Origin of the sequence: Rhodococcus gannanensis, from assembly GCF_042681175.1 — a bacterium.
GTDB lineage: Bacteria > Actinomycetota > Actinomycetes > Mycobacteriales > Mycobacteriaceae > Rhodococcus_G > Rhodococcus_G gannanensis.
Genome location: NZ_JBHUFB010000009.1, coordinates 720,411 through 744,528, shown reverse-complemented (window position 1 = coordinate 744,528; position 24,118 = coordinate 720,411). Strand labels below are relative to the sequence as shown.

18 protein-coding genes and 1 pseudogene are annotated in these 24,118 nt (G+C 69.9%); 4 read left to right on the top strand and 15 right to left on the bottom strand.

Going from position 1 to position 24,118, the window contains the following annotated elements:
* Window positions 1-87 precede the first annotated feature (87 nt).
* From ACFSJG_RS10235 to ACFSJG_RS10225, 3 genes are all read right to left on the bottom strand, one after another.
* The gene (locus ACFSJG_RS10235) at window positions 88-495 is read right to left on the bottom strand and encodes a VOC family protein (protein WP_378485091.1); all 408 of its coding nucleotides are present in this window, start codon (window positions 493-495) and stop codon (window positions 88-90) included.
* A gap of 102 nt (window positions 496-597) precedes the next feature.
* Window positions 598-1,401, bottom strand: coding sequence for an SDR family oxidoreductase (locus ACFSJG_RS10230; protein WP_378485090.1), 804 nt, complete (start codon window positions 1,399-1,401; stop codon window positions 598-600).
* 123 nt (window positions 1,402-1,524) lie between these two features.
* Window positions 1,525-1,992: a heme-binding beta-barrel domain-containing protein gene (locus ACFSJG_RS10225; RefSeq protein ID WP_378485089.1), complete on the bottom strand. Its 468-nt coding sequence runs from the start codon at window positions 1,990-1,992 to the stop codon at window positions 1,525-1,527.
* Window positions 1,993-2,125: 133 nt separating this feature from the next.
* Here ACFSJG_RS10225 and ACFSJG_RS10220 point away from each other — a divergent pair, with 133 nt between their 5' ends.
* The 4 genes from ACFSJG_RS10220 to ACFSJG_RS10205 all read left to right on the top strand — a co-directional run bounded on the left by ACFSJG_RS10220 (window position 2,126) and on the right by ACFSJG_RS10205 (window position 6,667).
* Window positions 2,126-3,667 carry an acetyl-CoA hydrolase/transferase family protein gene (locus ACFSJG_RS10220; protein ID WP_378485088.1) on the top strand — a complete coding sequence of 514 codons (1,542 nt, stop codon included), beginning with the start codon at window positions 2,126-2,128 and terminating at the stop codon, window positions 3,665-3,667.
* A gap of 61 nt (window positions 3,668-3,728) precedes the next feature.
* A complete protein-coding gene (locus tag ACFSJG_RS10215; protein ID WP_378485087.1) occupies window positions 3,729-4,649 on the top strand; it encodes an alpha/beta hydrolase in 921 nt (306 codons plus the stop codon).
* 135 nt (window positions 4,650-4,784) lie between these two features.
* A complete protein-coding gene (locus ACFSJG_RS10210; protein ID WP_378485086.1) occupies window positions 4,785-5,606 on the top strand; it encodes an MTB12 C-terminal domain-containing protein in 822 nt (273 codons plus the stop codon).
* Window positions 5,603-6,667: an ABC transporter substrate-binding protein gene (locus tag ACFSJG_RS10205; RefSeq protein ID WP_378485085.1), complete on the top strand. Its 1,065-nt coding sequence runs from the start codon at window positions 5,603-5,605 to the stop codon at window positions 6,665-6,667. The genes ACFSJG_RS10210 and ACFSJG_RS10205 overlap by 4 nt, the downstream gene beginning before the upstream one ends.
* 107 nt (window positions 6,668-6,774) lie before the next feature.
* Here ACFSJG_RS10205 and ACFSJG_RS10200 read toward each other — a convergent pair.
* The 12 genes and pseudogenes from ACFSJG_RS10200 to nuoL form a co-directional block, all read right to left on the bottom strand.
* Window positions 6,775-7,128: pseudogene (locus tag ACFSJG_RS10200) on the bottom strand (transglycosylase family protein); the annotation flags it as partial.
* A gap of 465 nt (window positions 7,129-7,593) precedes the next feature.
* Window positions 7,594-9,726: an MMPL family transporter gene (locus ACFSJG_RS10195; protein WP_378485084.1), complete on the bottom strand. Its 2,133-nt coding sequence runs from the start codon at window positions 9,724-9,726 to the stop codon at window positions 7,594-7,596.
* Complete coding sequence (locus ACFSJG_RS10190) at window positions 9,723-10,403, bottom strand: formyltransferase family protein (RefSeq protein ID WP_378485083.1); 681 nt, start codon at window positions 10,401-10,403, stop codon at window positions 9,723-9,725. Before ACFSJG_RS10190 ends, ACFSJG_RS10195 begins: the two co-directional genes overlap by 4 nt.
* Window positions 10,400-13,510, bottom strand: coding sequence for a non-ribosomal peptide synthetase (locus ACFSJG_RS10185; RefSeq protein ID WP_378485082.1), 3,111 nt, complete (start codon window positions 13,508-13,510; stop codon window positions 10,400-10,402). The genes ACFSJG_RS10190 and ACFSJG_RS10185 overlap by 4 nt, the downstream gene beginning before the upstream one ends.
* 30 nt (window positions 13,511-13,540) lie before the next feature.
* Window positions 13,541-14,581 (bottom strand): NAD-dependent epimerase/dehydratase family protein, encoded by a 1,041-nt coding sequence (locus tag ACFSJG_RS10180; RefSeq protein ID WP_378485081.1) that lies wholly within the window; start codon window positions 14,579-14,581, stop codon window positions 13,541-13,543.
* Complete coding sequence (locus tag ACFSJG_RS10175; RefSeq protein WP_378485080.1) at window positions 14,578-14,853, bottom strand: hypothetical protein; 276 nt, start codon at window positions 14,851-14,853, stop codon at window positions 14,578-14,580. Before ACFSJG_RS10175 ends, ACFSJG_RS10180 begins: the two co-directional genes overlap by 4 nt.
* Window positions 14,850-16,541 carry a fatty acid CoA ligase family protein gene (locus ACFSJG_RS10170; RefSeq protein WP_378485079.1) on the bottom strand — a complete coding sequence of 564 codons (1,692 nt, stop codon included), beginning with the start codon at window positions 16,539-16,541 and terminating at the stop codon, window positions 14,850-14,852. Before ACFSJG_RS10170 ends, ACFSJG_RS10175 begins: the two co-directional genes overlap by 4 nt.
* An 8-nt stretch (window positions 16,542-16,549) precedes the next feature.
* Window positions 16,550-17,443 (bottom strand): hypothetical protein, encoded by an 894-nt coding sequence (locus ACFSJG_RS10165; RefSeq protein WP_378485078.1) that lies wholly within the window; start codon window positions 17,441-17,443, stop codon window positions 16,550-16,552.
* 2 nt (window positions 17,444-17,445) lie between these two features.
* Entirely contained in the window at window positions 17,446-18,495 is a 1,050-nt protein-coding gene (locus tag ACFSJG_RS10160) for a 3-oxoacyl-ACP synthase III family protein (protein ID WP_378485077.1), read from the bottom strand.
* Window positions 18,496-19,088: 593 nt separating this feature from the next.
* Complete coding sequence (gene nuoN, locus ACFSJG_RS10155) at window positions 19,089-20,669, bottom strand: NADH-quinone oxidoreductase subunit NuoN (protein WP_378485076.1); 1,581 nt, start codon at window positions 20,667-20,669, stop codon at window positions 19,089-19,091.
* The gene (locus ACFSJG_RS10150) at window positions 20,666-22,237 is read right to left on the bottom strand and encodes an NADH-quinone oxidoreductase subunit M (RefSeq protein ID WP_378485075.1); all 1,572 of its coding nucleotides are present in this window, start codon (window positions 22,235-22,237) and stop codon (window positions 20,666-20,668) included. The genes nuoN and ACFSJG_RS10150 overlap by 4 nt, the downstream gene beginning before the upstream one ends.
* A 2-nt stretch (window positions 22,238-22,239) precedes the next feature.
* Window positions 22,240-24,117: an NADH-quinone oxidoreductase subunit L gene (nuoL, locus tag ACFSJG_RS10145; RefSeq protein WP_378485074.1), complete on the bottom strand. Its 1,878-nt coding sequence runs from the start codon at window positions 24,115-24,117 to the stop codon at window positions 22,240-22,242.
* Window position 24,118 lies beyond the last annotated feature (1 nt).

Genomic DNA, 24,118 nt, shown 5'->3' with positions numbered 1-24,118 from the left:
ACGTCGCCGCCGTCAGTTCCCCGACGGCGGCGACGAAGTGCGCCTCTACCGGATCGGTCGGCCGCGGCCGCGGCCGACCCGAGTCGGTCAGGCCTGGCCGGTGGCCGCCGGATCCATCCACGTGACCTCCCAGACGTGCCCGTCCAGGTCACGGAACGCGCGGCCGTACATGTAACCGTGGTCCTGCGGTTCCATCCATGTCGTGCCACCCGCGGCGATCGCGGTGTCGACGAGGCTGTCCACTTCGTCCCGGCTCTCCGCGGACACGCAGAGCAGAACCTCGCGGGCCTTCGCGGTGTCACAGATCTCGTCGGCGATGAAGTCCTGGAACCGCGCGGTCTCCAGCAGCATCACCAGCGTCTGCTCGTTGATCACCATGCATGCCGTCTGCTCGTCGCAGAACTGGTCGTTGAACTCGAATCCGAGCCCGTCGAAGAACTTCCGCGTTGCGGCGACATCGGCGACCGGCAGGTTGGCGAACATCATGCGGGACATCGTGGGCTCCGTTTCCGTGCGTACATCTCGATTCCATCCTCAGTGCGAGGGTGTCGGATGTACAGACCGACACGGTCACGAAAACTCATCGCACCCGCTCGATCAGCCCACCTGCCACACCGCCGGCCAGTCCTTGCCGCGGAACGCCGCGTCGATGCCACCGTCCACGAACAGCACGGAACCGACGACATAGGTCGATTCGGGGCCGAGCAGGAACGCGACCATCGCGGCGACCTCCTCGGGCCTGCCTCCGCGCCCGGCCGGAACCGCCCCGACGAAGCCCTTCATCGCCTCGCCGACCAGCGGGTCCTCACGGCCGACGACCGTCATCGGGGTCTCGATGATTCCGGGGGCGACGGCGTTGAGCCGGATGCCGTCGCGGATGTACTCGGCGGACTTCGTGCGGGCGTACCAGGCGACGGCCGCCTTGCTGACCGGGTACGCGTGCACGGAGGCCAGGTCCCCGAACTCCGACGTGATCTCGGCAGCCTTCCGCCCGTCACCGGCGAGGCACGCCTCGGCGGCCTCGACGGGCCAGCCCGGCGAGGTGGTCGTCGAGTTCGAGCTGATCAGCACGACCGATGCCCCGTCGCCTGCGGCGAGCAGGGGACGCAGACCCTCGAGCAGGTCGACGGCGCCGAAGTAGTTGAGCTCGATGATGTCGGCGGAGGGACGTCCCGCGGCCGGGGCGAGCCCGGCGAACGGCACGAACCCGTCGAGGGAGTCGCCTGCCAGCTCGGTCACCGCGGCCACGGCCTGGGCCCGTCCCTGCGGGGTCCGCAGGTCGGCGATCACGTCGGCGTCCCGGATGTCGACCCCGATCACGCGGTGTCCGTCCGCCTCGAGACGTGCCTTGGTGGCGGCGCCGATGCCCGATGCGGATCCGGTCAGAACGTAGGTACCCATGGGTCTCCCTGCTGCGATGTCGTGATCTGGGTCGTCGCGACGGTATCGCCGCCCGACCGATGGTTCACGTGAAACCGGTATCGCACAGCCCCAGCTTCCCGCCGGGTGGGACGCAGGGGAAGCTCAGGCTCGGTGCAGCTCTGCCTTCAGGTGGTGGGTGAGCGGCGTCTCCGCGTGCGCCATCCAGACGTCGTAGGAGAGCACGTCACCCTCGACGACGTAGCGGCGGCGCAGGTCGTGGACGGGCTTTGCGTCGGGGGACGCGGCCAGCGAGTGCAGGGTGAGGTCGAGGACGCCGTCGGTCAGCGCGCCCCGCTGGATCTCGACGAACCCGGTCGGCTGGCTGACGAGCAGTTCGACGACCCCGCCGCCGGTCGGACGCAGGTACCCGTTCTCGGTGTGCAGTGGACGTTCCCGACCCGGCGACCAGGTACGCGACCGGTATGCGAGGAACGGCTTCCCGGGGAGGGCGGTGAACTCGACCTCCTCCTCGTACTCGAAGTCGTCGATCGTCGGGTAGTGCCCTGCTCCCCCGCCGACCCACGTTCCGACGAAGAGCTCCAGTTCTGGGGTACCGCTGGGAGCGCTCACCCGACACCTCCGGCCGTCACGGATCCCGGGGCGATGGCCTCGGTAGCCCGCATTGTGCCCGACCACGCGCCGTTCGAACCGATACGGTCGTCGACGAGCCGCATTCACGTGACCGATATCATTAACTCCGCTAATGAATCGATTGAACGGGAACGAGCAGACAGTGAGCCGGATCCACAACCGCCAGTTCGCCGCGAAAGTCACCACGGCCGCCGACGCGGCAGCGGCGATCAACCCCGGCGACACCGTCGCGATCAGCGGGTTCGCATCCGCGGGGACCCCGAAGTCCGTGATCCCCGCGCTCGCCGACCGGATCCGCGGCGCGCGCGCCGCGGGTGGAAACTTCACGATCAACCTGCTCACCGGCGCATCCGTGTCGGCGGAGACCGAACGGGTCCTCGCCGAGGTCGACGGAATCGCACTCCGCATGCCGTACCAGTCGGAGCCGACCGCACGCCGCCGGATCAACGAGGGCCGGATGGACTACGTCGACATCCACCTCTCCCACGTCGCGCAGCAGGTGTGGGAGGGCTACTACGGGAAGGTCGACGTCGCGATCGTCGAGGTCTCCGGGATCACGGATACCGGCGAACTGATCCCGTCCGCCTCCATCGGCAACAACAAGACCTGGCTCGACGTCGCGGACCGGATCGTCCTCGAGGTGAACTCGTGGGTGCCCGAGGCGATGACCGGCATGCACGACGTCTACTACGGCACCGCCCTGCCCCCACACCGCAGGCCGCTGGAGATCACCCGCGTCGCCGACCGGATCGGGCAGCCCACCTTCCGGGTCGACCCGTCGAAGGTCGTCGCGGTCGTCGAGACGAACGCCGCCGACAGCGCCAGCGAACTGACCGAACCGGACGAGGTGAGCCTGGCGATCGCCGGGCACGTCCTCGACTTCTTCGCTCACGAGGTGACGGCCGGGCGACTGCCCGCAGGCTCGCTCCTCCCGCTGCAGGCAGGTATCGGCAACGTCGCCAATGCCGTCCTCGGCGGCCTCGACCGCGGGGGTTACAAGGATCTGACCTGCTATTCGGAGGTCATCCAGGACTCGATGCTGCGGCTGATCAAGGACGGCGCGGTGGCGCACGCGTCGGCGACGTCGCTCGCGTTGTCCGCGAAGGGCCTGGCGGAACTGACCGAGAACATCGACTTCTACCGCAAGCACATCACGCTGCGCCCGCAGGAGATCAGCAACCATCCCGAGGTGGTGCGCCGACTCGGCATCATCGCGATGAACGGCATGCTGGAGGCCGACGTCTACGGCAACGTGAACTCCACACACGTGATGGGCACGAAGATCATGAACGGTATCGGCGGCTCCGGCGACTTCGCCCGCAACGGCTACCTGTCGATGTTCCTGAGCCCGTCCACCGCGAAGGGCGGCGCGATCTCGTCGATCGTCCCGATGGTGCCGCACGTCGACCACACCGAACACGACGTGCAGGTTCTGGTCACCGAGCAGGGGCTGGCCGACCTGCGCGGGCTGTCCCCCCGGAAGCGGGCACGGGTCGTCGTCGACCGCTGCGCCCACCCCGAGTTCCGGCCGCTGCTGCACGACTACCTGTCACGGGCCGAGGCCGAGCCCGGTGCGGGCCACACCCCGCACCTGCTCGGTGAGGCGTTCTCGTTCCACGAGCGGTTCAACACGACGGGGTCGATGCTTCCGTAGTTCACCGCCCGGCGGCCGGAACGTGACCTAAGCTCCGGACCACCTGAGGAAAGGGGCGCCGGTGCGTGAGTTCGATCCGGATCTGCGGTTGGCACGGTTCCTGCCGCGCAGTCTCGTCACGAGGCACACCGCGGGGCCGATCCGCCGGCTGACGGCGCTGCCCGCCCGCAAGGGCCCGGCCGGCGGGGAGATCGTCCACGTCGACCCCGACGTCACCGTGCGGGTGTTCCGACCGGCGGGCGCGCGCGGCGCGGCGCCCGCCGTCCTGTTCATCCACGGCGGCGGCTTCGTCATCGGCAGTGCCGCCATGGGCGACGGCCTGTGTCGGCGACTCGCATCCGAACTCGGCATGGTGGCGGCGTCGGTCGAATACCGCCTGGCGCCGAGGCATCCCTTCCCGACCCCGCTCGAGGACTGCTACCGCGGGTTGAGTTGGCTTGCCGCGCAACCCGATGTGGACGCCACCCGGATCGCGATCATGGGTGAGAGCGCGGGCGGGAACCTGGCGGCCGCGCTGACGTTGCTGGCACGCGAGCGCGGAGAGATCGCTCCTGCGATGCAGTTGCTGTCCTACCCGATGCTCGACGACCGCACCTGCGACCGCACCGACGTCGACCCGCGCCGCCTCCGGGTGTGGAGCCCGTCGAGCAATCGATTCGGGTGGCGGTCGTATCTCGGGAAAGCCACGGGCGAGGTTCCGCCACTGGCCGCGCCCGCCCGGTACGAGGACCTGAGCGGTCTGCCGCCGACCTGGATCGGGGTCGGCAGCCACGACCTGTTCCACGACGAGGACGTCGCCTATGCGGCACGGCTCACCGCGGCGGGTGTCCCGACGACGCTGCACGTCGTGCCGGGCGCGTACCACGGCTTCGATCTGATCGAGACCGGCAGCGCGGTCTCTCGCGCGTACCGGAAAGAACAGCGGCGCGCGCTCGCGTCCACCCTCGGCGAGGGCGCGGTCGACGTCTCCGATCCCGCGTAGGGAGTGAGTACCCGGGAGGATCGACCCGTGAACTCGACTTCCACTCCGTGGTGTTAGCTTAGCCTAACGATAGTTGCCGCTGCGTAGGGCGCGGTCACCACAGGAAGACGAAGTACGCATGACTGGCACGACGCGATGAGCGCTCCCACGGGTTACGACGATCCCGGATTCGACGACCCAGCCGTCGACGGTCCGGGCCACGACAACGGCACCTACCGGACGGACGCGCCCGTTCGGCGTGGCATCCACTGGCCGACGGTGCTGGTGTCGACGTGCGCGGCCGTCGTCGTCGGTGCCGCGATCCCGGGCCTGGTCCTGCTCGGCATGCACCTCGGGAACGAGGAGCAGCAGGTCGTGGTGACCATGGAGACCCCGCCCGGCCTGTCCGCCCGTGCGGCCGACAGCGGCGTCAGCGTGCTCGAACCGCAGGCGGCACCGGCACCGGCGCCGGCGGCGCCCGCAGGGGCTGGTGCACCCGCGGCGGCCCCGGCAGCCGCCGCAGCACCCGCTGCGGCTCCCGTCGCGGCGGCCCCCGCCGCGGCAGCGCCCGCGGCCCCGGCGCCAGCGGGTCCGACGACGCCCGAACTCTCGACCCTCAACGGGTTGCTCGTGCAGGGTCTCGCCGCGGGCACCAGCGATGCCGATCTCGCCTCCGGCCTCGAGGGCGGGGCGGCGGGCGTACCCACGGTGCGCTCCGTCGGCAATGCACTGAACCTCGCCTCCGCGGTCTACAAGTGGAACCTCGAGGGTCCGGTCACCGTGGACGGCGACGTCGCCCGCGCCCAGCTGACGACCTCCCTCATGGGCGGCACCCCCGGCCGCGCCACGCTCAAGTGGTACTGGATCGACGGCCAGTGGAAGCTCAGCAACGACAGTCTCTGCTTCATGGCGTACCGCGCCATGGTCAGCTGCACGGTGCCCGGCAACCCGGGCGGACCGAACGGGCACCCGGCGTGAGGCGCGTACTGGCCGTCGGATTCACCGCGGTCGCAGCACTCGTCCTGACCGCGTGCGGCGGGGACTCGCTCGCCTCCTCCGACGGCGAAACCGTCACCGTCAGCGGCAAGTTCGGTGACGCGCAGATTCCGGCGGGCGCCGATCGGGTGCTGCCGCTGTCGCCGCAGGACGCGGACATGGTCATCGCGACCGGTGTCGCGCCGATCGCGCTGCCGTCCGACACCAACACTCTCGTCGCCACGAACGGCACGGGCGTGTGGCCCTGGCAGGCGGACGCACTGACCGAGATGGGCTACGAGGTTTTGCCGCCCGACCCCGGCGGGGGAATCGAGGCTCTGACGTCCGTGGGGGACAAGGAGATTCCGACCCTCCTGTTCGAAGGCGACGCGCAGGGCTACCTGGAGCACATCGTCGCCCTGGAACCCGACGTCATCGTCGCCACCGGCCAGTGGAACCTCAACGAGGAGATGTACCGGCAGCTCTCGGCCGTCGCCCCGATCGCGCACTTCGATCAGCAGGCGAACGTCGAACCGTGGCAGGACTCGACGCGCAAGATCGGCAAGGCACTGGGCCGTGAAGCCGAGGCGGAGAACGCGATCGAGGAGGCGGAGTCCGCCGTGGCGGAGGTCCGCAGCGCTCACCCCGAGTTCGCGGGGGTGCGCTTCAACGCGGTGATCGGCGATCTGGCCGGCCAGCTGTACATCCTCTCCGGTGAGGATCGCGGCATCGGCATGGTGATGAAGGATCTCGGTTTCCAGTTGTCCGACTGGGCCCGGACTGTGCCCACCGACGCCGACGGGCGCGGCGTGGTGAGCTACGAACTCGTCGGGAACCTGGACACCGATGTGGCCGTGGTGATCTCCCCTGCCGGCGACATCGAGTACATGCGTGGCAATCCCCAGTGGGGCAACATGCCGATGGTGCAGCGCGGCTCGATCGTGTCGATCGCCCGCAATGCGGGAGTGCCCAACGCACTGGGCTTCCCGTCGCCGATCTCCCTCCCGTGGGGATCCGAGCGGGTGGCCGATGCACTGTCGACGGCGGTGTCCCGGGTGCCCTGACCACGCGCCGAAACACAACGATCGCGGCCGCCACACCCTGCTGGGTGCGGCGGCCGCGATCGTTGTGCGTCAGGTGTCCGGGTGGAACCCGATCAGGTTGTGGCTCAGAGGTACTGGCCGCACACCGGCCATGCGCCCGGACCCTGGCCGGCGAGGACGGCCTCGGCGACGACGATCTGCTCTGCGCGGGAAGCGTTCTCGGGGGATCCGGTGCCGCCGTAGGCGGCCCAGGTGCTGTCGGTGAACTGCAGCCCGCCGCCGTAGCCGTTTCCGGTGTTGGTGGACCAGTTTCCGCCGCTCTCGCACTGCGCGACCGCGTCCCAGTTGTGGCCGGCCGCGCTGGCGGTGCCGGTGGCCAGGCCCATCGGGACGGCGACGAGCGCGCCCGTCACTGCCGCCCAGCCGAGGGCCTTCTTGGTCTTCGTGGTGGCGGTGGTGGTGGAGGTACGGGTGGTGGTCATCGAGATGTGTTCCTTTCGCTGGCCGCAGTCGAGGCCGTGCACTGGTGTGGGGGTCGGCACGCGAACTGGTCGCGATGGCCTCGACGCTGCCCCTGGGGTTTTCGTTCTCGGGGCCGGATCCGGGGGCAGTCTCGGTGTCGGTCCGGCGGTGGCTCGTGATCTGCTCGAGCCCGTGGCTCGCAATCTTCCCGAGCCGTGGCTCGCAATGTCTCCGAGCCGTCACCGACAGTACGGAGGGTGAGCAGCGTTGGAAACCAGGCACTTTCGGTGTCGCGTTCTGTGTCGGCCGTCCAGCTCTCGACTTTCGTACACTTGATTCTCGCTGGTCGAGACCGGAATGTAAGCATCGCGAACGATCGCGTTACCGTTACGTGATTGTGAGTCAGATCACAGCCACGTGCGGTGTTTCGGCGCCCTCCGGGCTTGAGTACGCAAGCACAACACCCCTGTGGCGTCTCGGGAAGGTCACGAACGGGTCCGAACCTCCACGGCACCGGACGGACGCAGAGGTCCGGCGGTGCGGCCTGCCCAGGGCCACCAGTTGGCGCGGCCCATCAGCGCAACCAGCGCGGGAACGAGCAGCATCCGGACCAGGGTCGCATCGATCACGAGCGCGACGATCATGCCGATGCCGAGGAACCGCATGGGTGTCAGCGACGACAGCGTGAACGCGCCGGTCACCAGGATCAGCAGCGCTGCGGCCGCCGTCACCACCCGACCGGTGTGCACGGCGCCGGCCAGAACCGCGGCGTCGGTGTCGCCGCCCCGACGGTGTTCCTCGACCATCCGCGAGATGAGGAAGACCTCGTAGTCCGTGGACAGTCCGAACACCACCGCCACCACCAGGACGGCCATGCCTGCGGCCAGGGGCCCCGTGCTCACACCGAGCGCCCCGGCCAGGTGCCCGTCCTGGAACACCCAGGTGAGGATGCCGAAGGTCGCCCCGAGGCTCAGGGCCGCGACGAGCACGGCCTTGACCGGCAGGAGCACCGACCCGAACGCGATCAGCAGCAGCACGAATGTCGCCAGCGCCATGATCGCGACCATCAGCGGGAACCGGTCCACGATCGCGTCGACGCCGTCGGCGGTGACGGCACTCTCACCGCCGAGCAGTACGTCCACCCCGTCCGGCGCGTCGATCGCGCGAATACGGTCGAGCACCGCCATCGCGGGCTGCGACCGGTCGGGCACCGACAGTTGTGCCCTCAGGAGAGTGACGTCGTCGCGCGTTCCGGCCACCACGACGGCTGCCACGTCGTCGACCTCGGCGATCTCGCGCCGCAGTCCCTCGACGGCAATCGCTGCGGGTGCGCGGCCGTCCGTCCCCCGGGCCACCACGACCACGCCGCTGCCCGCGGCCGGGAACTCCGCGGCAACCCGCTCGACCGCCACCCGGGCCGGATCCCCAGCGGGCAGCGCGGTGTGGTCGATGTCGGTGAGCTTCACGCCGAGGACGGGAACGGCCAGGACCAGCAGCACCGCGGTGATGGAGGTGGCGACCAGCACACGCCGGGCCAGGACGAGCCGGGTCACCCGGTCCCAGAATCTCGCTGCGCGCGCCTGTCCCCGCCCGAAGGCGTCCCGGCGCCAGCTGCCCGCACCGATCCGGTGACCGAGCAGGGCGAGCGCGGCGGGCAGCACCGTGAGCGACATCGCCGCCGCCGTCGCCACCGCCGCCATCGCACCGAAACCGAGCGACCGGAGCGAGGCCTGCGGAAACACGAGTGTGCCCGCGAACGCGCACACCAGCAGGAGTGCGGAGAACGCGATGGTGCGGCCCGCCGTGGCGAGGGTGCGGGGCAGGGCGGTCGCCGGGTCCGCGCCTTCCAGTTCCTCCCGGTACCGGCTGACGACGAACAGCCCGTAGTCGATCGCCAGGCCGAGACTCAGCAGCGTCGCGATGTTCACGGCGAAGACGTTCACCTCGGCGAACGTGGACACGACCCGGAGGCAGGCGAGCGCACCGAGGATCGCGAGGACGCCGACGGCGACCGGTAGCGCGGCCGCGACGAGACCCCCGAAGACGAGTACCAGGACGAGCAGGGTGAGCGGCAGCGACAACGCCTCTGCGCGCAGCAGGTCCCGTTCGGATCGGGTGTTCACCGAGTCGGCGACCGCGGCGAATCCGGTCAGTTCGGTCGGTACGCCCGGCACGATCAGGTCGTCGGCGATTGCCGCGTAGGAGGCGAGCCGCTGGTTCTCGTCGCCGGCCGCGAACACCAGGGCGAGAGCCCGGTCCCCGGCGACGGAGCGCAGGTAGGGCGCGGCCGCGGGCGTGTTCCAGGGGGTGACGACGGGACGGCTCAGCAGCGTGGGGTCGAGGGTGTCGAGCTGCGCCTGAACCCGTGGGCCGATGTCGTCGAGGCTCGTTCCCGGAGGTGCCGTGTACACGGCGACGACGTCGGGGCTCTGCCGACCGAAGTGCTGTTCGACCAGTTCCTCGACCTGCATCGACTCGCTGCCGGGATCCGCGTACCCGCCGGTGCCGAGCCGGTCGCCGACCGCGGAACCCCAGGCTCCCGCGACGACGACCAGGCCCGCGGCGAGCAGCAGGACGAGCCAGGGTCGCCGCAGGACGACGCCCGACCAGCGAGTCACGGTCGCGGCTCCCCGGCGAGTGCGGCGGCGAGTTCCGGATAGTGCGGGGCGAAGACCCCGAGTGCGCTCGCCCGCGCGTAGCGGGGGTCGTCACGGTTCGCGGCGATGTCGGCGAGGTCGCGGAGCCCGTGGTAGCCCGGCCGGTTCCCGGAGGGCGGCAGCGGCGTCAGCTTCCCCGCGACCACGGCGGGCAGCGAGCGCTCGAACACCGTGTGGCAGGCGCGGAGTCCCGCCATCATCACGTCCTGGAAGGTGTCCTCCGGCCCGATGTCGAACTCCTCGACGGCCAGGACCGCACCGGTGTCGACACCCAGATCGACCTCGTGCAGTGTTGCGGCGTACCGGCTCTCGCCCGCGAGGAGCGCCCGGACGACGGCGATCTCGGGGCGACCCCGATAGGCGGGCAGCGGCCCGTTGTGGATGTTGAGCACCCGCAGTCCCGATTCGACGATCGGCGCGCGGAGAATGGTCGAATTGTTGACGGACCACACGATGTCGTCGGTACACGCGGCGAGCAGGTCGTCCGATGCGCTGTTCACGTCGGGTCCCCGCAGCACCGGAAACCCGTCGGGGACGGTCTCGTCCGGGTCGGTCCACACCAGGTCGATCGGATGGCCCGCCGCCTGCGCACTGCGTACCGCGCGCCACAGCAGCGCCCCGCGGCCGATGAAGATCACGACGGGTCCACGCCGTCACGGGCAGCGACCGCTGCCTCGTGGACCCGGGCCAGCGTCATCTGCTGCACCAAGCCCTCGAGCCGCGCGACGAACGCGGCCTCGCCATCCGGGCCCACCACCGTCTTCGACACCTGCGCGAGCATCTCCAGTGACGCCAGGGAATCCCCGCCGAGCGCGAAGAAGTCGGAGGACGGGACGACGGAGGACGGGTCGACGGCCAGCACCGACACCCAGATCGCGGAGATGCGTTCGAGATCCGAGTCCACCGCCTCGGTCTCGGGGGCGGTGGTCTCGGGGGCGGCGTCTCCCGTCGCGTTGTCGGACGCCGCGGGTCCACTCGTTCCCCCACTGGGCAGACGAGACACGTCGAGTTTCCCGTTGTCCGTCAACGGCAACTCGTCCACTCGGTGAATGTGCGTCGGCACCATGTAGGAGGGGAGCTGGTCGGCCAGGAACGCGCGCACCGCCGCTTCGTCGACCTGCGGCCGCGATGTCACATCGTGTGCACCCAGTGCGCACGATGTGACATCGCGCCCATCGCCGCTCGCAACGATGTACGCCTCGAGCACGCCGCCGGCGTCCGTGCGTCGGCCGACAACGGCCGCGGCGGACACACCGGGGCAGCGTTCCAGCGCGGCCCGGACCTCGCCTGGCTCGACCCGGTTTCCCCGCACCTTGACCTGCCCGTCGACCCGTCCGACGAAGTCGAGCGAGCCATCGGGCAGCACGCGGGCGAGATCGCCGGTCCGGTAAGACCGGACACCGCCGGTGAGGTCGACGAACCGTTCCGCCGTCAGGTCCGGGCGGCCCAGATACCCGGCTGCCACCTGCGGCCCGGTGAAGTACAGCTCGCCGATCTCGCCGGAAGGCACCGGCACGCCGTCCTCGTCGAGCAGGTACGCATCGGTGCCCGCGGTGGGCCTGCCGATCGGCACGGTCGCGGTCGCGGGGTCCGGCGCAGCGGCGACGACGTGGCTCGTGCACACCACGCTCACCTCCGCCGGACCGTAACTGTTCAGCAGTCGCACATCGGGACCGAAGAAGTCCCGGGCCCTGACCGCGAGGGCCGGCGGGAGCTGCTCGCCACCGACGACGACGGTCCGCACCGGGCCCGGTGCGAGATCCAGCCGGAGCACGACGTCGAGCAGGCTCGGTGTGAAAAGGAAGGTGTTGGCACCGGATTCGCACAGCATGTGACGCAGCGACAGATGCGAGGTGTCGTCCGGGACGAGGGTGACGGCGCCGCCGGTCAGCAGCGGCGAGAAGAACGCCGCGCACGCCATGTCGGCGGCGGGAGTGTGGTGGTGGGCGAACCGGGTCTGCGGTCCGAGCCCGTACCAGTCGGTGACGCCGTCGACGAAGTGCACCACGCCGGAGTGCGGGACCCGGACTCCCTTCGGGCGTCCCGTCGACCCGGACGTATAGGTGACGTACGCGATGTCGTCCCCCGTGATCGGGACACGCACCGGTTCCGGCGCGGAGGTCGGCAGATCGTCGAGCAGCAGGACATCCGCCGACGACGGCGCCGCCGCGGCGCGATCCCGTTCGGCCAGCAGCACCGCCGCACCCGAGTCGTCGACGATCCCCGTGATGCGCTCCACCGGATGCTTCGGGTCGAGCGCGAGGAAGGCGGCACCGGCGCGGAGCACCCCGAGTTGTGCGGCGACGGCAGCGACGCTGCGACCGGCGAGGATCGCGACGACGTCACCGCGGTCCACACCGCGGTCGCGCAGCGCCGTTGCGATCGCATCGGCGCGGCGGTCGAGTTCGGCGTAGGAGTACTCGCCGTCCGGGGAGCTCACCGCCGGCGCTTCCGGGGTGGCAGAGGCGTGGTCACGGAACCGGGAGTCGGCCGTCCCCGTGCTCGATGCCGGTCCGCCCGTCGCGGCGGGAACGAGCGGCGTCGGCTCGGTGAGCGGCGACGGCGGCGTTGAGCCGGAGGCGGTCAATGCCTCCGCGATCCGGTCGAGGACGGCGGCCAGGCGGGCGTCGACACCAGCGCCCGCCCGGCAGGACACGGTGATCTCGGTGGTGCCGTCGCATTCGAGGACGACGAACGAGACCGGAACCAGCCCGGTGTGCACCGGTACCGCTCGCACCGAGGTGACCGCGAAGCCCGGCACCGACAGGTCACGGGTCGACACCTGACCGGCGTGGGACACCAAGGCCGACACGATGTTCCGGTCCGCGTGGGCGCCGATCCGGTGCGCGCCGCGCAACACAGTCCTCGCCACCGAGGCGGGCAGGCGAGCGAGCCCGCCGTTGTCCATCTCGGCCAGTTCCCGCTTCTCGGCCATGTGGACGAGGATGCGCGTGTGGACCTTCGACCACGGTTCACCGGGGGAGATGTCGAGGAACAGGGGCAGCGCGAGGTTGGCGGTGGATCGGAGGGCCGGGTCGTGCCTGCGGAGGTCGACGGGGATCATCACCCGGATGCGGTCCCCGACGACATCGGCCAGCACCGCCGAGATGCGGGCCACCGAGGCGGCGGCGACCCCGGGGACGCTGCGGTGGCGCCACAGGAACGGCCCCTGCTTCGGTGGGCCGCCGCTCGCACCGAGCGGGGACCGCCGGGTCGGCATCAGCGTCGTCGGCTTGCCCCTCGCCCCGATCCTGGCGACGAGGTCGTGGTCCGCCGTCGGGTCCGGTGCGCCGATCGGCTCCTCGCCGCGCAGCACGCCGAACACGTCGGCGGCCCACAACGCGAGCCCGCGAGCGTCCATCACACCGTGGAACACCCGGAAGACGACCGTCGACGTGTCCCGGCCGCGCAGGAGAACCACTTCCGCGGTGGCGTCGCCTGCGAGGCCGCGGGTGAGCACCGGGTCGGCGTCCGGTGCGGCGAGATCGACGCCGGGTCGGTCGAGAACGGTGACGGCGGGCGACACCCCCGAGTCCACCCACCGGACACCACGGCGACGCAGCCGCGCACCCGGACAGGCGGCGCTCGCGGCCCCGACCGCGTCGGACAGGCGGTCCGCGTCGAGGACGCCGTCTCCCTCGACGACGAGCTGGATCGCGAAGGGCTCCGCGAGTGGCCTGCCGGCGAGGTAGAGCCGCTCGGTGGCCGAGATCGGTCGTTCGAACTGATCGAGGATGGAGGTCACGGCGGATCCTTCGTGGAGGCGTCGGCGAGGTCAGGCGTGGTGGCGAGTGAGTTCGGCGAGACCGCCCTGCTCCTCGACCCAGGCGCGGAACGCGGCCATCCCGCGGTCGCGGTCGACGACCGGACGATAGTCGAAATCCCTGGCGGCGGCGGAGGTGTCGAACGTCGCGGAACGCGACATCAGCGCGAGGACGTACATCGACAGCGGCGGCGACCAGCGGGTCGCGAGATACGGGATCTTCCACACCTGGTCGAGGACCCGGACGAGCGCGGTGACGACGCGGAGGTCGGGCGTGCGGTCCGGCATCTCGAATCCGAAGTCGCGGGTCACCTCGGCCATGTAGGGCCAGATGTTCGTCACCTCGGCGTCGGCGACGAAGTAGGCACGCCCACCCACCCGGTCGGATGCCGCGGCCTTGACGCACGCGTCGACGATGTTGTCGACGTGGCACAGGGAGGCGTACACGTCACGTCCGCCGGAGAGGTTGGGCAACCGGCCGGACCGCGCCCGGCCGAGCAGCTTCACGATCGGCCCCGACCGGTCGCCCGGACCCCAGATGGCCCGGGGACGCAGGGCGCAGGTGACGAAGTCGTCGACGTTCGCGGCCAGGACGGCCTGCTCCGCAGCGGCTTTCGTCTCGGAGTACAGGTTGAGGAACCGGGTTGGGTAGGGCGTCGACTCGTCGATCCCGATCAGGTCGCCGCCGTCGCGATCCATCACCGCGCTCGGACTGGACACGAACACGAATCTCCGGGCGCCGTTCTCCCGGGCCGCTCGCAGCAGCACCCGGGTGGCCTCGACGTTCTCCCGCTCGAACTGGGCGCGGACACCGCGCTCGTCCACCCGGGCGGCGCTGTGCACGACGACGTCGATGCCGCGGGTCGCGAGCGCGAGCGATTCCGGGTCGTTCAGGTCGCCGTACACGATCCGCATCGCCGAGGTGTCATCGAGATCGGCGAGGCTGCTGCTGCGACGCACGAGAATCGAGACGTCGTGCTCACCGTCGTCGACGAGGCGCCTGGCCAGACGACCGCCGAGAAATCCGGAGGCCCCGGTCACGAGAACCTTCACGCCGCGTCCTCCTCGCCGGATTGCGTCTTCCACCAGGTCATTCCGAACAGCATCGTCAGTGCGGCGGTCGCGACGGGAGACCGGTCCCCACCCGACCTGCGGAGGGCTGCGGGGATCTGCGCGGCGTGGACGACGACGCTGAGGAAGACGTCGATCCACCAGGCTCCGCGTGCCACCGGGTTCCGCAGCGGGCGGCCCCTGACCGCAACGACCAATCCGTAGGCCACATAGATCCAGCCGAGTACGGGTATCGCCCGCAGTGCCGTCGTCATCGTCTATGCCACCTTTCGAATCGTCCACCGGCGGAACGGCGACCGTCCAGACGCCTGCCCGCCCACACCGAGAGCTGTTCTCGGCCGATCTTCGCGTTGTGCCGGATGTCGACAGGAAAGCCGGGATGCACCAGGAACGTGTCGATCACGGCGGTGAGTTCGAGATCGGCGCCGTGTGCCCGCAGCCGCGCGAGCACGTCCGCGGCATCGGCGCCGGGTTCGAGTTCGATGCACAGGACGGGACGCTGCCGTGGACGCGCGCCGACTCCGACGAGCGCCGTCCGCGCCACACCGTCGACGGTGTTGAAGACCTGCTCGACCTGCACCGTGTGAAGGGTCCGATCACCGAGCTCGACGCGCTGGGACTTGCGTCCGCAGAACCAGATCCGGTCCTCCTCGTCGATCCATCCGACGTCACCGGTCCGATGCCAGACCCGGTCGCCGTCGGCGATCTTGCCGAGCAGGTTCGCCTCGTCCGGCCAGTGGTACCGACTGCTCACGTTCGGCCCGCTCACGACGATCTCGCCCAGCCCGTCCGCGGGTTGCACCATGCCGTCCCACGTCCGTACGGGGTCGTCGGTGATCGTGAGGAGCCGGACCTCGATGCCCGGGGCCGGGCGTCCGATGCACGTGCCCACTCCCTCGCCCGTCCGCTGCGCCGGCCCGGCAGCGAGTTCCCGGGACTCGATCGACGACATCGGAATGGATTCGGTCGCACCGTATCCGGCGTGCACCTCGGCATCCGCGGGCAGGATCTCGCGGAGTCCGACGATCACGGTGTTCGGCACGGGGGCGCCACCGGAGAACACGGCGCGGACCGTGGGCAGTTCCACCGCCCGATCCCGGCAGTACGCGAGGAGCGGTGCGAGCACCGCCGGGGACGCGAACAGCGTCCGCACCCCGAAACGGGTGACGGCGTCGACCACGTGGGCGGGATCCGTGGATCCGACGCGGCTCGGAATGAGTGGTGGCAACACGATTCGGGTGCCGAGGAGCAGGTACAGCACACCGAACACGGGCAGGGTGACCAGCGCCGTCTCACGGTCGGTCGTGCCCGTCAGCGCCTGCGTCCGGTCGAGCATCGCCGCGAGGTTCCCGTGCGTGAGTTCGACCGCCTTCGCCGGTCCGGTGGACCCGGTGGTGAACGCGATCATCGCCGGGGCCGCAGGGTCCACCGGCCGGGGATCCGGTGTGGGGTGCGAGACCCGCTCCGCGTCTCCCCGGCCGAACTCGGCGAGCGTGCGCCCACCCCAGAACCATCGGCGCCCGACGGTGACCGGCACCCGCACACCGCGGAACGCCCGGCGGAACAGCACCCGCAGCACGTGCGCCTGGGGGATGCCGACGAAAGCCTGCGGGTCCACCGCGGACAGGCACCGCAACATCGGCCGCACGCCCATGCCCGGGTCGATCACCACGGGGATCGCGCCGGCCTTGAACAGTGCAAACAGCACCGCGTACAGCTCCGGGCCGGGGTTGATCAGGACGATCGTGCGGTCCCCGCGGCCGATCCCGGACTCGGCGAACCTCCGGGCCAGGACGTCGGACCACTCCGACAGTTCCGCGAAAGAGAGATCGGTGTAGTCGGGAAGTGATCCGTCCGCGGCCGGTCCCGCATGGCTGACCGCGGGAGCGGTGGGCCGGCGGCGGGCGTGGTCGCGGACGCCGTCGAACCACCTGGTATCCACGGGCGTGCTCATCGGGTGTTCGGTTCGGGGAGGTGGTACAGGCAGGCCGCCGCGCTCGGTCCGGCACCGGCCGCCACCATGAGCACGGTCCGCGCACCACTCAGACGGCCCGCTTCGATCGCGCGGTGGTAGTCGAGGGGGATCGTCGCGGTGTGGACGTCGGCGGTGTCCTCGACGCCGGAGACAAGAGGGATACCGAGCTTCGCGGACAGCGCGGCGGCGAAGCCCGGTGTCGGCCGCGACGAGATGAGCACAGTGGTGAGTGGGTCCACCCCGTCCGCGAGTGCACGGGCACCGACCGTCACGGCCACGTCCACGATGCGGCGCTCGGCGTCGTCGGCCCTGACAACCGTCATCGCGGATCGGCCGGTGGTGCCCATCGTCGCGGTGTCGACGAAGCCCTCGACCGCGACCGGGCCGTCCGCCAGTTCTGTGTGGACGGGTCCGAATCCGGCCGGTCCGTCGGCGTGTTCGAGCAGCAGCGCACCGGAGGCGGTGGCGTAGGGAAAGTCCTCGGTGGCATCGGTTCCGGTGAGGGAGGGGTGGGTGTCTCCCGAGACGACGAGGACGCGGCCGGTGCTGCCGGTGACCAGGATCGCGGAGGCGACCTGGACGGCGTTGAGCACCCCGCAGGCCCCGTTCATCAGGTCGAAGGAGAACGACCGCGGATCGTTCTCGCTGTACTCGAGGCCGATTCCCGCGGCCTTCTGGATCAGCGCGCCCATCGCGGGCTCGACCATGTTCGAGTCCCGGTAGATCCCGGCGTTGACGAGCACCCCGACGGTCTCGGGAGCGACGCCTGCGCTCGCGAGCGCGTCCCGGGCGGCGCGGGCCGCCCCCTCGACGGCGCTGGTGTTCCCGGTCCCGCGAACGGCACCTGTTGCGGCGATGACGACACCCACGGTCAGACCTCCAGGGACGAGATGGTGGTGGACAGGAAGCCGGTGACGATGCCGGACGCCGCGGGAACCATCAGAACCTTCGATCCGGCCGGCATCCTCTGCTGGCTCAGTTGGTCGTGCAGTACGACGAAATGACTTGTCGTCGAGGTATTTCCGTACTTGTCGACGACGCCGGGCGACTCGGGCATCGGCGTGCCGAACTCCCGTTCACCGAGCGCGTTCATCGCCGTGATCGCCGAGGCGCCGAACTGGTGGTGGATGACGAAGTCGAACTCCTCGTCGGCGAACGTCCGGCCCTGGGCGGCGAGGTGATTGCGCTGCGTGTCCGTCCACAGCAGGAACCGGCTCTCGTTGTGCATGCGCCGGTTGTCCGTGTACAGCGCGACACCCTGGGTCCGGTCCGACGGCATCCCGAGACAGGCATCGGCGTATTCGGACGCGGTCATCAGTTCGACGTAGTGGATGCGGTCGCCGTCGTCCTCGGAGCGGTCGAGCACGACAGCGGTCCCCGAATCGCCGACGGAGAGGGACGCGAACTGGGGGTTGTACCCGCCGACGATCTCCTCGACCGCTGTCTCGGCGATCGGGGTGATCGCCTCGCCGCTGACGACCATGCCGTTGCGGACCGTGCCGGCGCGGATCATCCGGTCGAGGATGTATGTGCCGGTGAGCATCCCGGCGCAGGCGTTGGAGAGGTCGAAGTGGATCGCCCGGCGGGCGCCGAGTTCCTTCGCCAGCATCGCCGCGAACGACGGTTCGAAGTAGATCTTGGACTGGTCCCTGCTTCGGGTGATCGACACGGAGATGATCACGTCGAGGTCGCTTGCCGCGTAGCGCGACCGCGACAGGCAGTCCCGCGCCGCCTTCGACGCGAGTGCGAAGGAGTCCTCGAAGTCGTCGGGGGAGGTCGAGCGCACCCGCCGCTCCCGGACGCCGGTCACGGCCTCGAAGTCGAACGACGGCGGCTCGGCGAGGCGGCCGATCAGCTCGTCGGTGGTCTGGACGGCGCTCGGCAGGTAGGCACCGATCGCCTCGAATCGTGAGTGAATCACTGCAGTTCCTCCGGTCGGTCCCGTGCGACGCCGGAACACGCCCGTCGGGCGGGATCCCGGGCAGCGGAATCGGATGGTCACCAAGAACAGTTCGTACCGATCTCGACAGGGCGGACGGCTACGCCCCGGTTCGCGGCGTGGCGTCGAGATCGCTCCTGCGTCCCAGGGAATGTAGCAGCGAAATCGGGCGCCGACGGCGTACAACGGCGATTGTCAGGTGCGTCCCGGGCGCGGGCGGCACGTGCCGTCACCGGCTCCGGCCAGCGCGAATGTCGGTCGGCGGGTACGGCCCGAGATGCGGCCACGCCCCGGCTCCGTCGCGACTGCCAGGCGATTCACCACGCGAATCGGTCGATTCGAGGCACCGATCGCCACCGGATCCGTTCGTTGACCTTTGAATCATGTTGCATCGCAAGTGATCCACCGCGGCGACCCCGTATGAATCGGATCACAATTCCGACGAACGAGTTGAGCCGGGCGACCCGAGTGTGGTCAGGTGTGATCGGACAAACCTACTTGCCGGTAACAAGAGCGGGTGGCTCGGCACGGTTACGCGATGAACCACGAAACAGACTGCGAAACAGCATTTTCCGTCACAGGAACACGGCTGCCCGATCCGCCAGGTCGAGAAGCGGCTGCGGGAAGATGCCGAACAGAACCGTCAGGCCGGCACCGGCCGCGACGGCCACGACGGTCAACGGGCTCGGCGTGACCACATCCGGTGCGTCCTCAGGCGGATCGGTGAAGAACATCAGCACGATCACCCGCACGTAGAAGAAGGCCGCGATCGCGCTGGACACCACACCGACGAGGACCAGTGGCCAGGCACCCGTGCCCGCCGCCGCCGAGAAGACGGCGAACTTCCCCACGAACCCCGCCGTCAGTGGGATACCGGCGAACGACAGCAGCAGCAGCGCGAAGGTCCCCGCGACCAGCGGCGACCGACGACCCAACCCGGCCCAGCGCGACAGGTGGGTCGCCTCCCCGGCCGGACCACGCACCAGCCCGACGATCGCGAACGCCGCGACCGTCCCGAGCCCGTACGTGACGAGATAGAACAGCGTCGACGACAGGCCCGCCCGATCCGCCGCGACCACGCCGACGAGGATGAAACCCGCGTGCGCGACAGACGAATACGCGAGCATCCGCTTGACGTCGGTCTGCGTCACCGCGAGCACCGAACCGACCGCCATCGTCAGGATCGCCACCGCCCACAGCAGCGGACGCCAGTCGTCCCGCAGTCCGGGCACCGCGACGTAGAAGATCCGGAGCATCGCGCCGAACGCCGCGATCTTCGTCGCGGCGGCCATGAACGCCGTGATCGGGGTGGGCGCACCCTGGTAGACGTCGGGCACCCAGCTGTGGAACGGAACGGCGCCGACCTTGAACAGCAGGCCCACCGCGAGCAACCCGGTCCCGATCAGTGCGAAGGTGGTGCCGCCCGCGGCGGTCGCCTCCGCGATGCCCGAGAGCCGAACAGTGCCCGCCTCGCCGTACAGGAAGGCGACACCGAACAGGAAGAACGCCGAGGAGAAGGCGCCGAGCAGGAAGTACTTGAGCGCCGCCTCCTGTGACAGCACCCGCTGACGGCGGGCCAGCCCGCACAGCAGGTAGAGCGGCAGGGACAGCACCTCCAGGGCGACGAACATCGTCAGCAGATCGCCCGACGCGGGAAACAGCAGCATCCCGCCGACCGCGAACAGGGCGAGCGGGAACACCTCGGTCCGCGTCACCCCGGCGGCGATCGCCTCCTTCTCGGCGACGCTTCCGGGCAGCACCGACGCCTGGGGGGTGAACGCGTCCGCGGTGACGGCCCGAGCGGTGACCCGATCGACGCGGCGCTCGGCGATCAGCAGCACCGACAGCAGGGAGACCAGGAGGATCGAGCCCTGCAGGAAGAGTGTCGGCCCGTCGATCACCACGGCCCCCGCCACCGCCGTCCCCCGGGTGTCGCGCAGCGTCAGGACAGCGACGAATGCGGCGACCAGCCCACCGATCGACAACACCAGGTGGCTGCCGTAGCGGGCGCGGGCCGGCGCGAACGCCTCGACGATCACCCCGGCAACGGCGACCCCGAACACCAGCAGCATCGGCATGAGCAGGCTGTACTCGATGTCGGGCGCCGGCAACGGCGACTGCGCGACGACGGTGACCGGATCCCAGTGCGTGCTCACCTGTGCCCACCTCCCTGTTCCGCTTCGAATACCGGGACGGTCGGCGGCGGATCCTCCTCGTGGATCGCGGTGAGCGTCGCGTCGACCGCAGGGGTGATCGCGTCCAGCGCCGGCTTCGGGTACACACCGAGGAACAACAGCAGTGCGATCAGCGGCGCGACCACCGCGAGCTCGCGACGGCCGAGGTCACGTACCCCTTCCCGGGCGGGGCCGGTCATCACCCGCTGGTACAGCCACAGCACGTACACCGCCGACAGCACCAGGGCCGTGGTCGCCACGATCGCGGCAACCGGGTACCGGGTGAAGGTGCCGATGAGGACGAGGAACTCGCTGACGAACGGTGCGAGACCGGGAAGCGACAGGGTCGCGAGTCCGGCAACGAGGAACGTGCCAGCCAGGACCGGGGCGGTCGACTGCACACCGCCGTAGTCCGCGATCGCGCGGGAACCCTTGCGGGCGATCAGGAATCCGGCGATCAGCATCAGCGCCGCCGTGGACAGGCCGTGGTTGACCATGTAGAGCGCCGAACCGCCCTGGGCCTGACTGGTGAGCGCGAAGATGCCGAGCACGATGAACCCGAAGTGGGAGATCGACGTGTACGCGATCAGCCGCATGATGTCGGTCTGCCCGATCGCGACGAGCGCCCCGTAGACGATGCCGACGACGGCGAGGGTGATGATCAGCGGCGCGAACGTCCGGGTGGCATCCGGGAACAGTTCGACGCAGTACCGCAGCATGCCGAAGGTGCCGACCTTGTCCACCACGGCCATCATCAGCACGGCCGTCGCGGGGGTGGAGTGGACGGCGGCGTCAGGGAGCCAGGTGTGCAGCGGCCAGAGCGGCGCCTTCACGGCGAACGCGAACATGAAGCCGAGGAACAGTGCGTTCGCGACGGGCGCGTCGATCGTCAGCTCACCGGAGGAGATCGCGCCCGCGATCGCACGGAAGTCGAAGGTGCCGGACTCGAAGGGACTCGCACCGCCCGCGGTGACGGCGTAGAGACCGATCACCGCGGCCAGCATGATCAGGCCACCGAACAGGTTGTACAGCAGGAACTTCACGGCCGCGCGCGGGCCGCGTGTGTCGCCGAAGCTGCCGATGAGGAAGTACATCGGGATCAGCATCGCCTCGAAGAACACGTAGAACAGCAGGATGTCGAGGGAGAGGAACGACATCAGCACCATCGCCTCGACGATCAGCACGAGCGAGACGTACGCGTGCACAGGACGCCGCCCCGCGGCCCGATCGCCGTCCCGCCAGCCGGCCAGCAGCAACACCGGCACCAGGACCGCGGTCAGCAGCACCAGCACGAGCGCGACGCCGTCCACGCCGAGCTCGTAGCGGGTGCCGAACGCGGGTATCCAGGAATGGGATTCGACGAACTGGAAGCGTTCGCCGCCGGGGTCGAACCGAACGGCCACCACCACCGCGACGGCGAGCGTCACCAGCGACGCAGCGAACGCCACCCAGCGGGCGGCGGCGCGAGCACTCGCGGGCACGCAGGCGACGGCACCGGCCCCGATCACCGGCGCCAGCCACAGCACGCTCAACCATGCGAAGCCGTCCACGCTCACCTCACCAACGCCAGCATCGCGACCGCAGCGGCCGCACCGAGGAACACGTACGTCGCATATGTCCGCACGAACCCGTTCTGCAACTTGCGGATCCGCGTCGAGACGCCGGCGACACCGGCCGCGACACCCGACACCGCACCGTCCACCCCGCGGTCGTCCACGACGACCAGGCCGCGGGTCAGGCGATCGCCGGGGCGCATGAACACCGCCTCGTTGAGGGCGTCGCCGTAGAGGTCGCGCCGGGCAGCGGTGGTCAGGGCCGTCACCGGCTCCGGAGCAGTCTCGGGGATGTCCACGCCCGCGTACTGCCGGTACGCCACACCGACACCGGAGAGGACGACGACGAGGGTGATCGTGGTGATCGCCCACACCGGCATCGGCAACTCGTCGTGGTGTTCACCGACCACCGGTTCGAGCCAGTGCTGCAGCGCGCCGCCGTAGGCCAGCAGGAAGCCGGAGCCGATGGATCCGAGGGCGATGAGCATCATCGGCCAGGTCATCACGCCGGGCGCCTCGTGCGGGTGCGCGTTCGCTTTCCAACGTCGATCGCCGAAGAACGTCATCAGCATCACGCGCGTCATGTAGAAGGCGGTGATCCCGGCGCCGATCACCGTGACCAACCCGAGGATCCACCCCTCGACGCCACCGGCCCCGAACGCGACCTCGATGATCTTGTCCTTCGAGAAGAACCCTGCGAACGGGGGGATTCCGATGATCGCGAGGTAACCGAACCCGAAGGTGGCGAACGTGATCGGCATGAGGGTGCGCAGGCCGCCGTAGCGGCGCATGTTCACCTCGTCGTCCATCGCGTGCATCACCGATCCGGCGCCGAGGAACAGCCCGGCCTTGAAGAACCCGTGGGTGAGCAGGTGCATGATCGCGAACGCGTACCCGGCGGGCCCGAGGCCGGCGGCGAGCACCATGTACCCGATCTGACTCATGGTGGACGCGGCGAGAACCTTCTTGATGTCGTCCTTCGCGCAGCCGATGATCGCGCCGAACAGGAGCGTCACCGCGCCCACCACCACGACCGCGACGCGGGCGGCCGGGGCGAGGTCGAAGATCGCGTTGGAGCGGGTGATCAGGTAGACGCCGGCGGTGACCATCGTTGCGGCGTGGATCAGCGCCGACACCGGGGTCGGGCCCTCCATCGCGTCCCCGAGCCACGACTGCAACGGCACCTGTGCCGACTTGCCGCACGCGGCGAGGAGCAGAACCAGCCCGAGCGCCGTCACGGTCGCCTCCTGCGCCTCCCCGACGCCCGCGAAGACACCCGAGTACGAGACGGTTCCGAAGGTGGCGAACATGATCATCAGCGCGACCGCGAGGCCCATGTCGCCGACGCGGTTGACGACGAACGCCTTCTTCGCGGCGGCAGCGGCCGACGGCTTGTGGTGCCAGAACCCGATCAGCAGGTAGGAGGCGAGGCCGACACCTTCCCAGCCGACGTACAGTCCGAGGTAGTTGTCGGACAGCACCAGTAGCAGCATCGCCGCCAGGAAGAGGTTGAGGTAGGCGAAGAACCGCCTGCGGTCGGGATCGTCCTGCATGTAGCCGATCGAGTAGACGTGGATCAGTGATCCGACCCCGGTGATCAGGAGCGCGAAACACATCGACAGCTGGTCGAGCTGGAGTCCGAAGTCGACCTGCAACCCCGCCACGGGAACCCAGCGGAACAGGGTTTCGTGGATCGCGCGGTCGTCGCCGGAGCGCCCGAGCATCCCGACGAACAACGCGACCGCGACACCGAACGAGGCGAGCGCGGTCGCGCAGCCGAGCAGGTGCCCCCACCGGTCGCTGCGCCTGCCCGCGAGCAGGAGCACCACGGCACCGGCCAGCGGCAGCGCGACGAGAACCCCTGTCCCCCCGCCCATC

Bases quoted from the DNA above. Each gene is read 5' to 3' on its own strand.
- ACFSJG_RS10235 (WP_378485091.1), bottom strand. From the start codon at position 495: ATGTCCCGCATGATGTTCGCCAACCTGCCGGTCGCCGATGTCGCCGCA.
- ACFSJG_RS10230 (WP_378485090.1), bottom strand. From the start codon at position 1,401: ATGGGTACCTACGTTCTGACCGGATCCGCATCGGGCATCGGCGCCGCC.
- ACFSJG_RS10220 (WP_378485088.1), top strand. From the start codon at position 2,126: ATGAATCGATTGAACGGGAACGAGCAGACAGTGAGCCGGATCCACAAC.
- ACFSJG_RS10210 (WP_378485086.1), top strand. From the start codon at position 4,785: ATGAGCGCTCCCACGGGTTACGACGATCCCGGATTCGACGACCCAGCC.
- ACFSJG_RS10175 (WP_378485080.1), bottom strand. From the start codon at position 14,853: ATGACGACGGCACTGCGGGCGATACCCGTACTCGGCTGGATCTATGTG.
- nuoL (WP_378485074.1), bottom strand. From the start codon at position 24,117: ATGGGCGGGGGGACAGGGGTTCTCGTCGCGCTGCCGCTGGCCGGTGCC.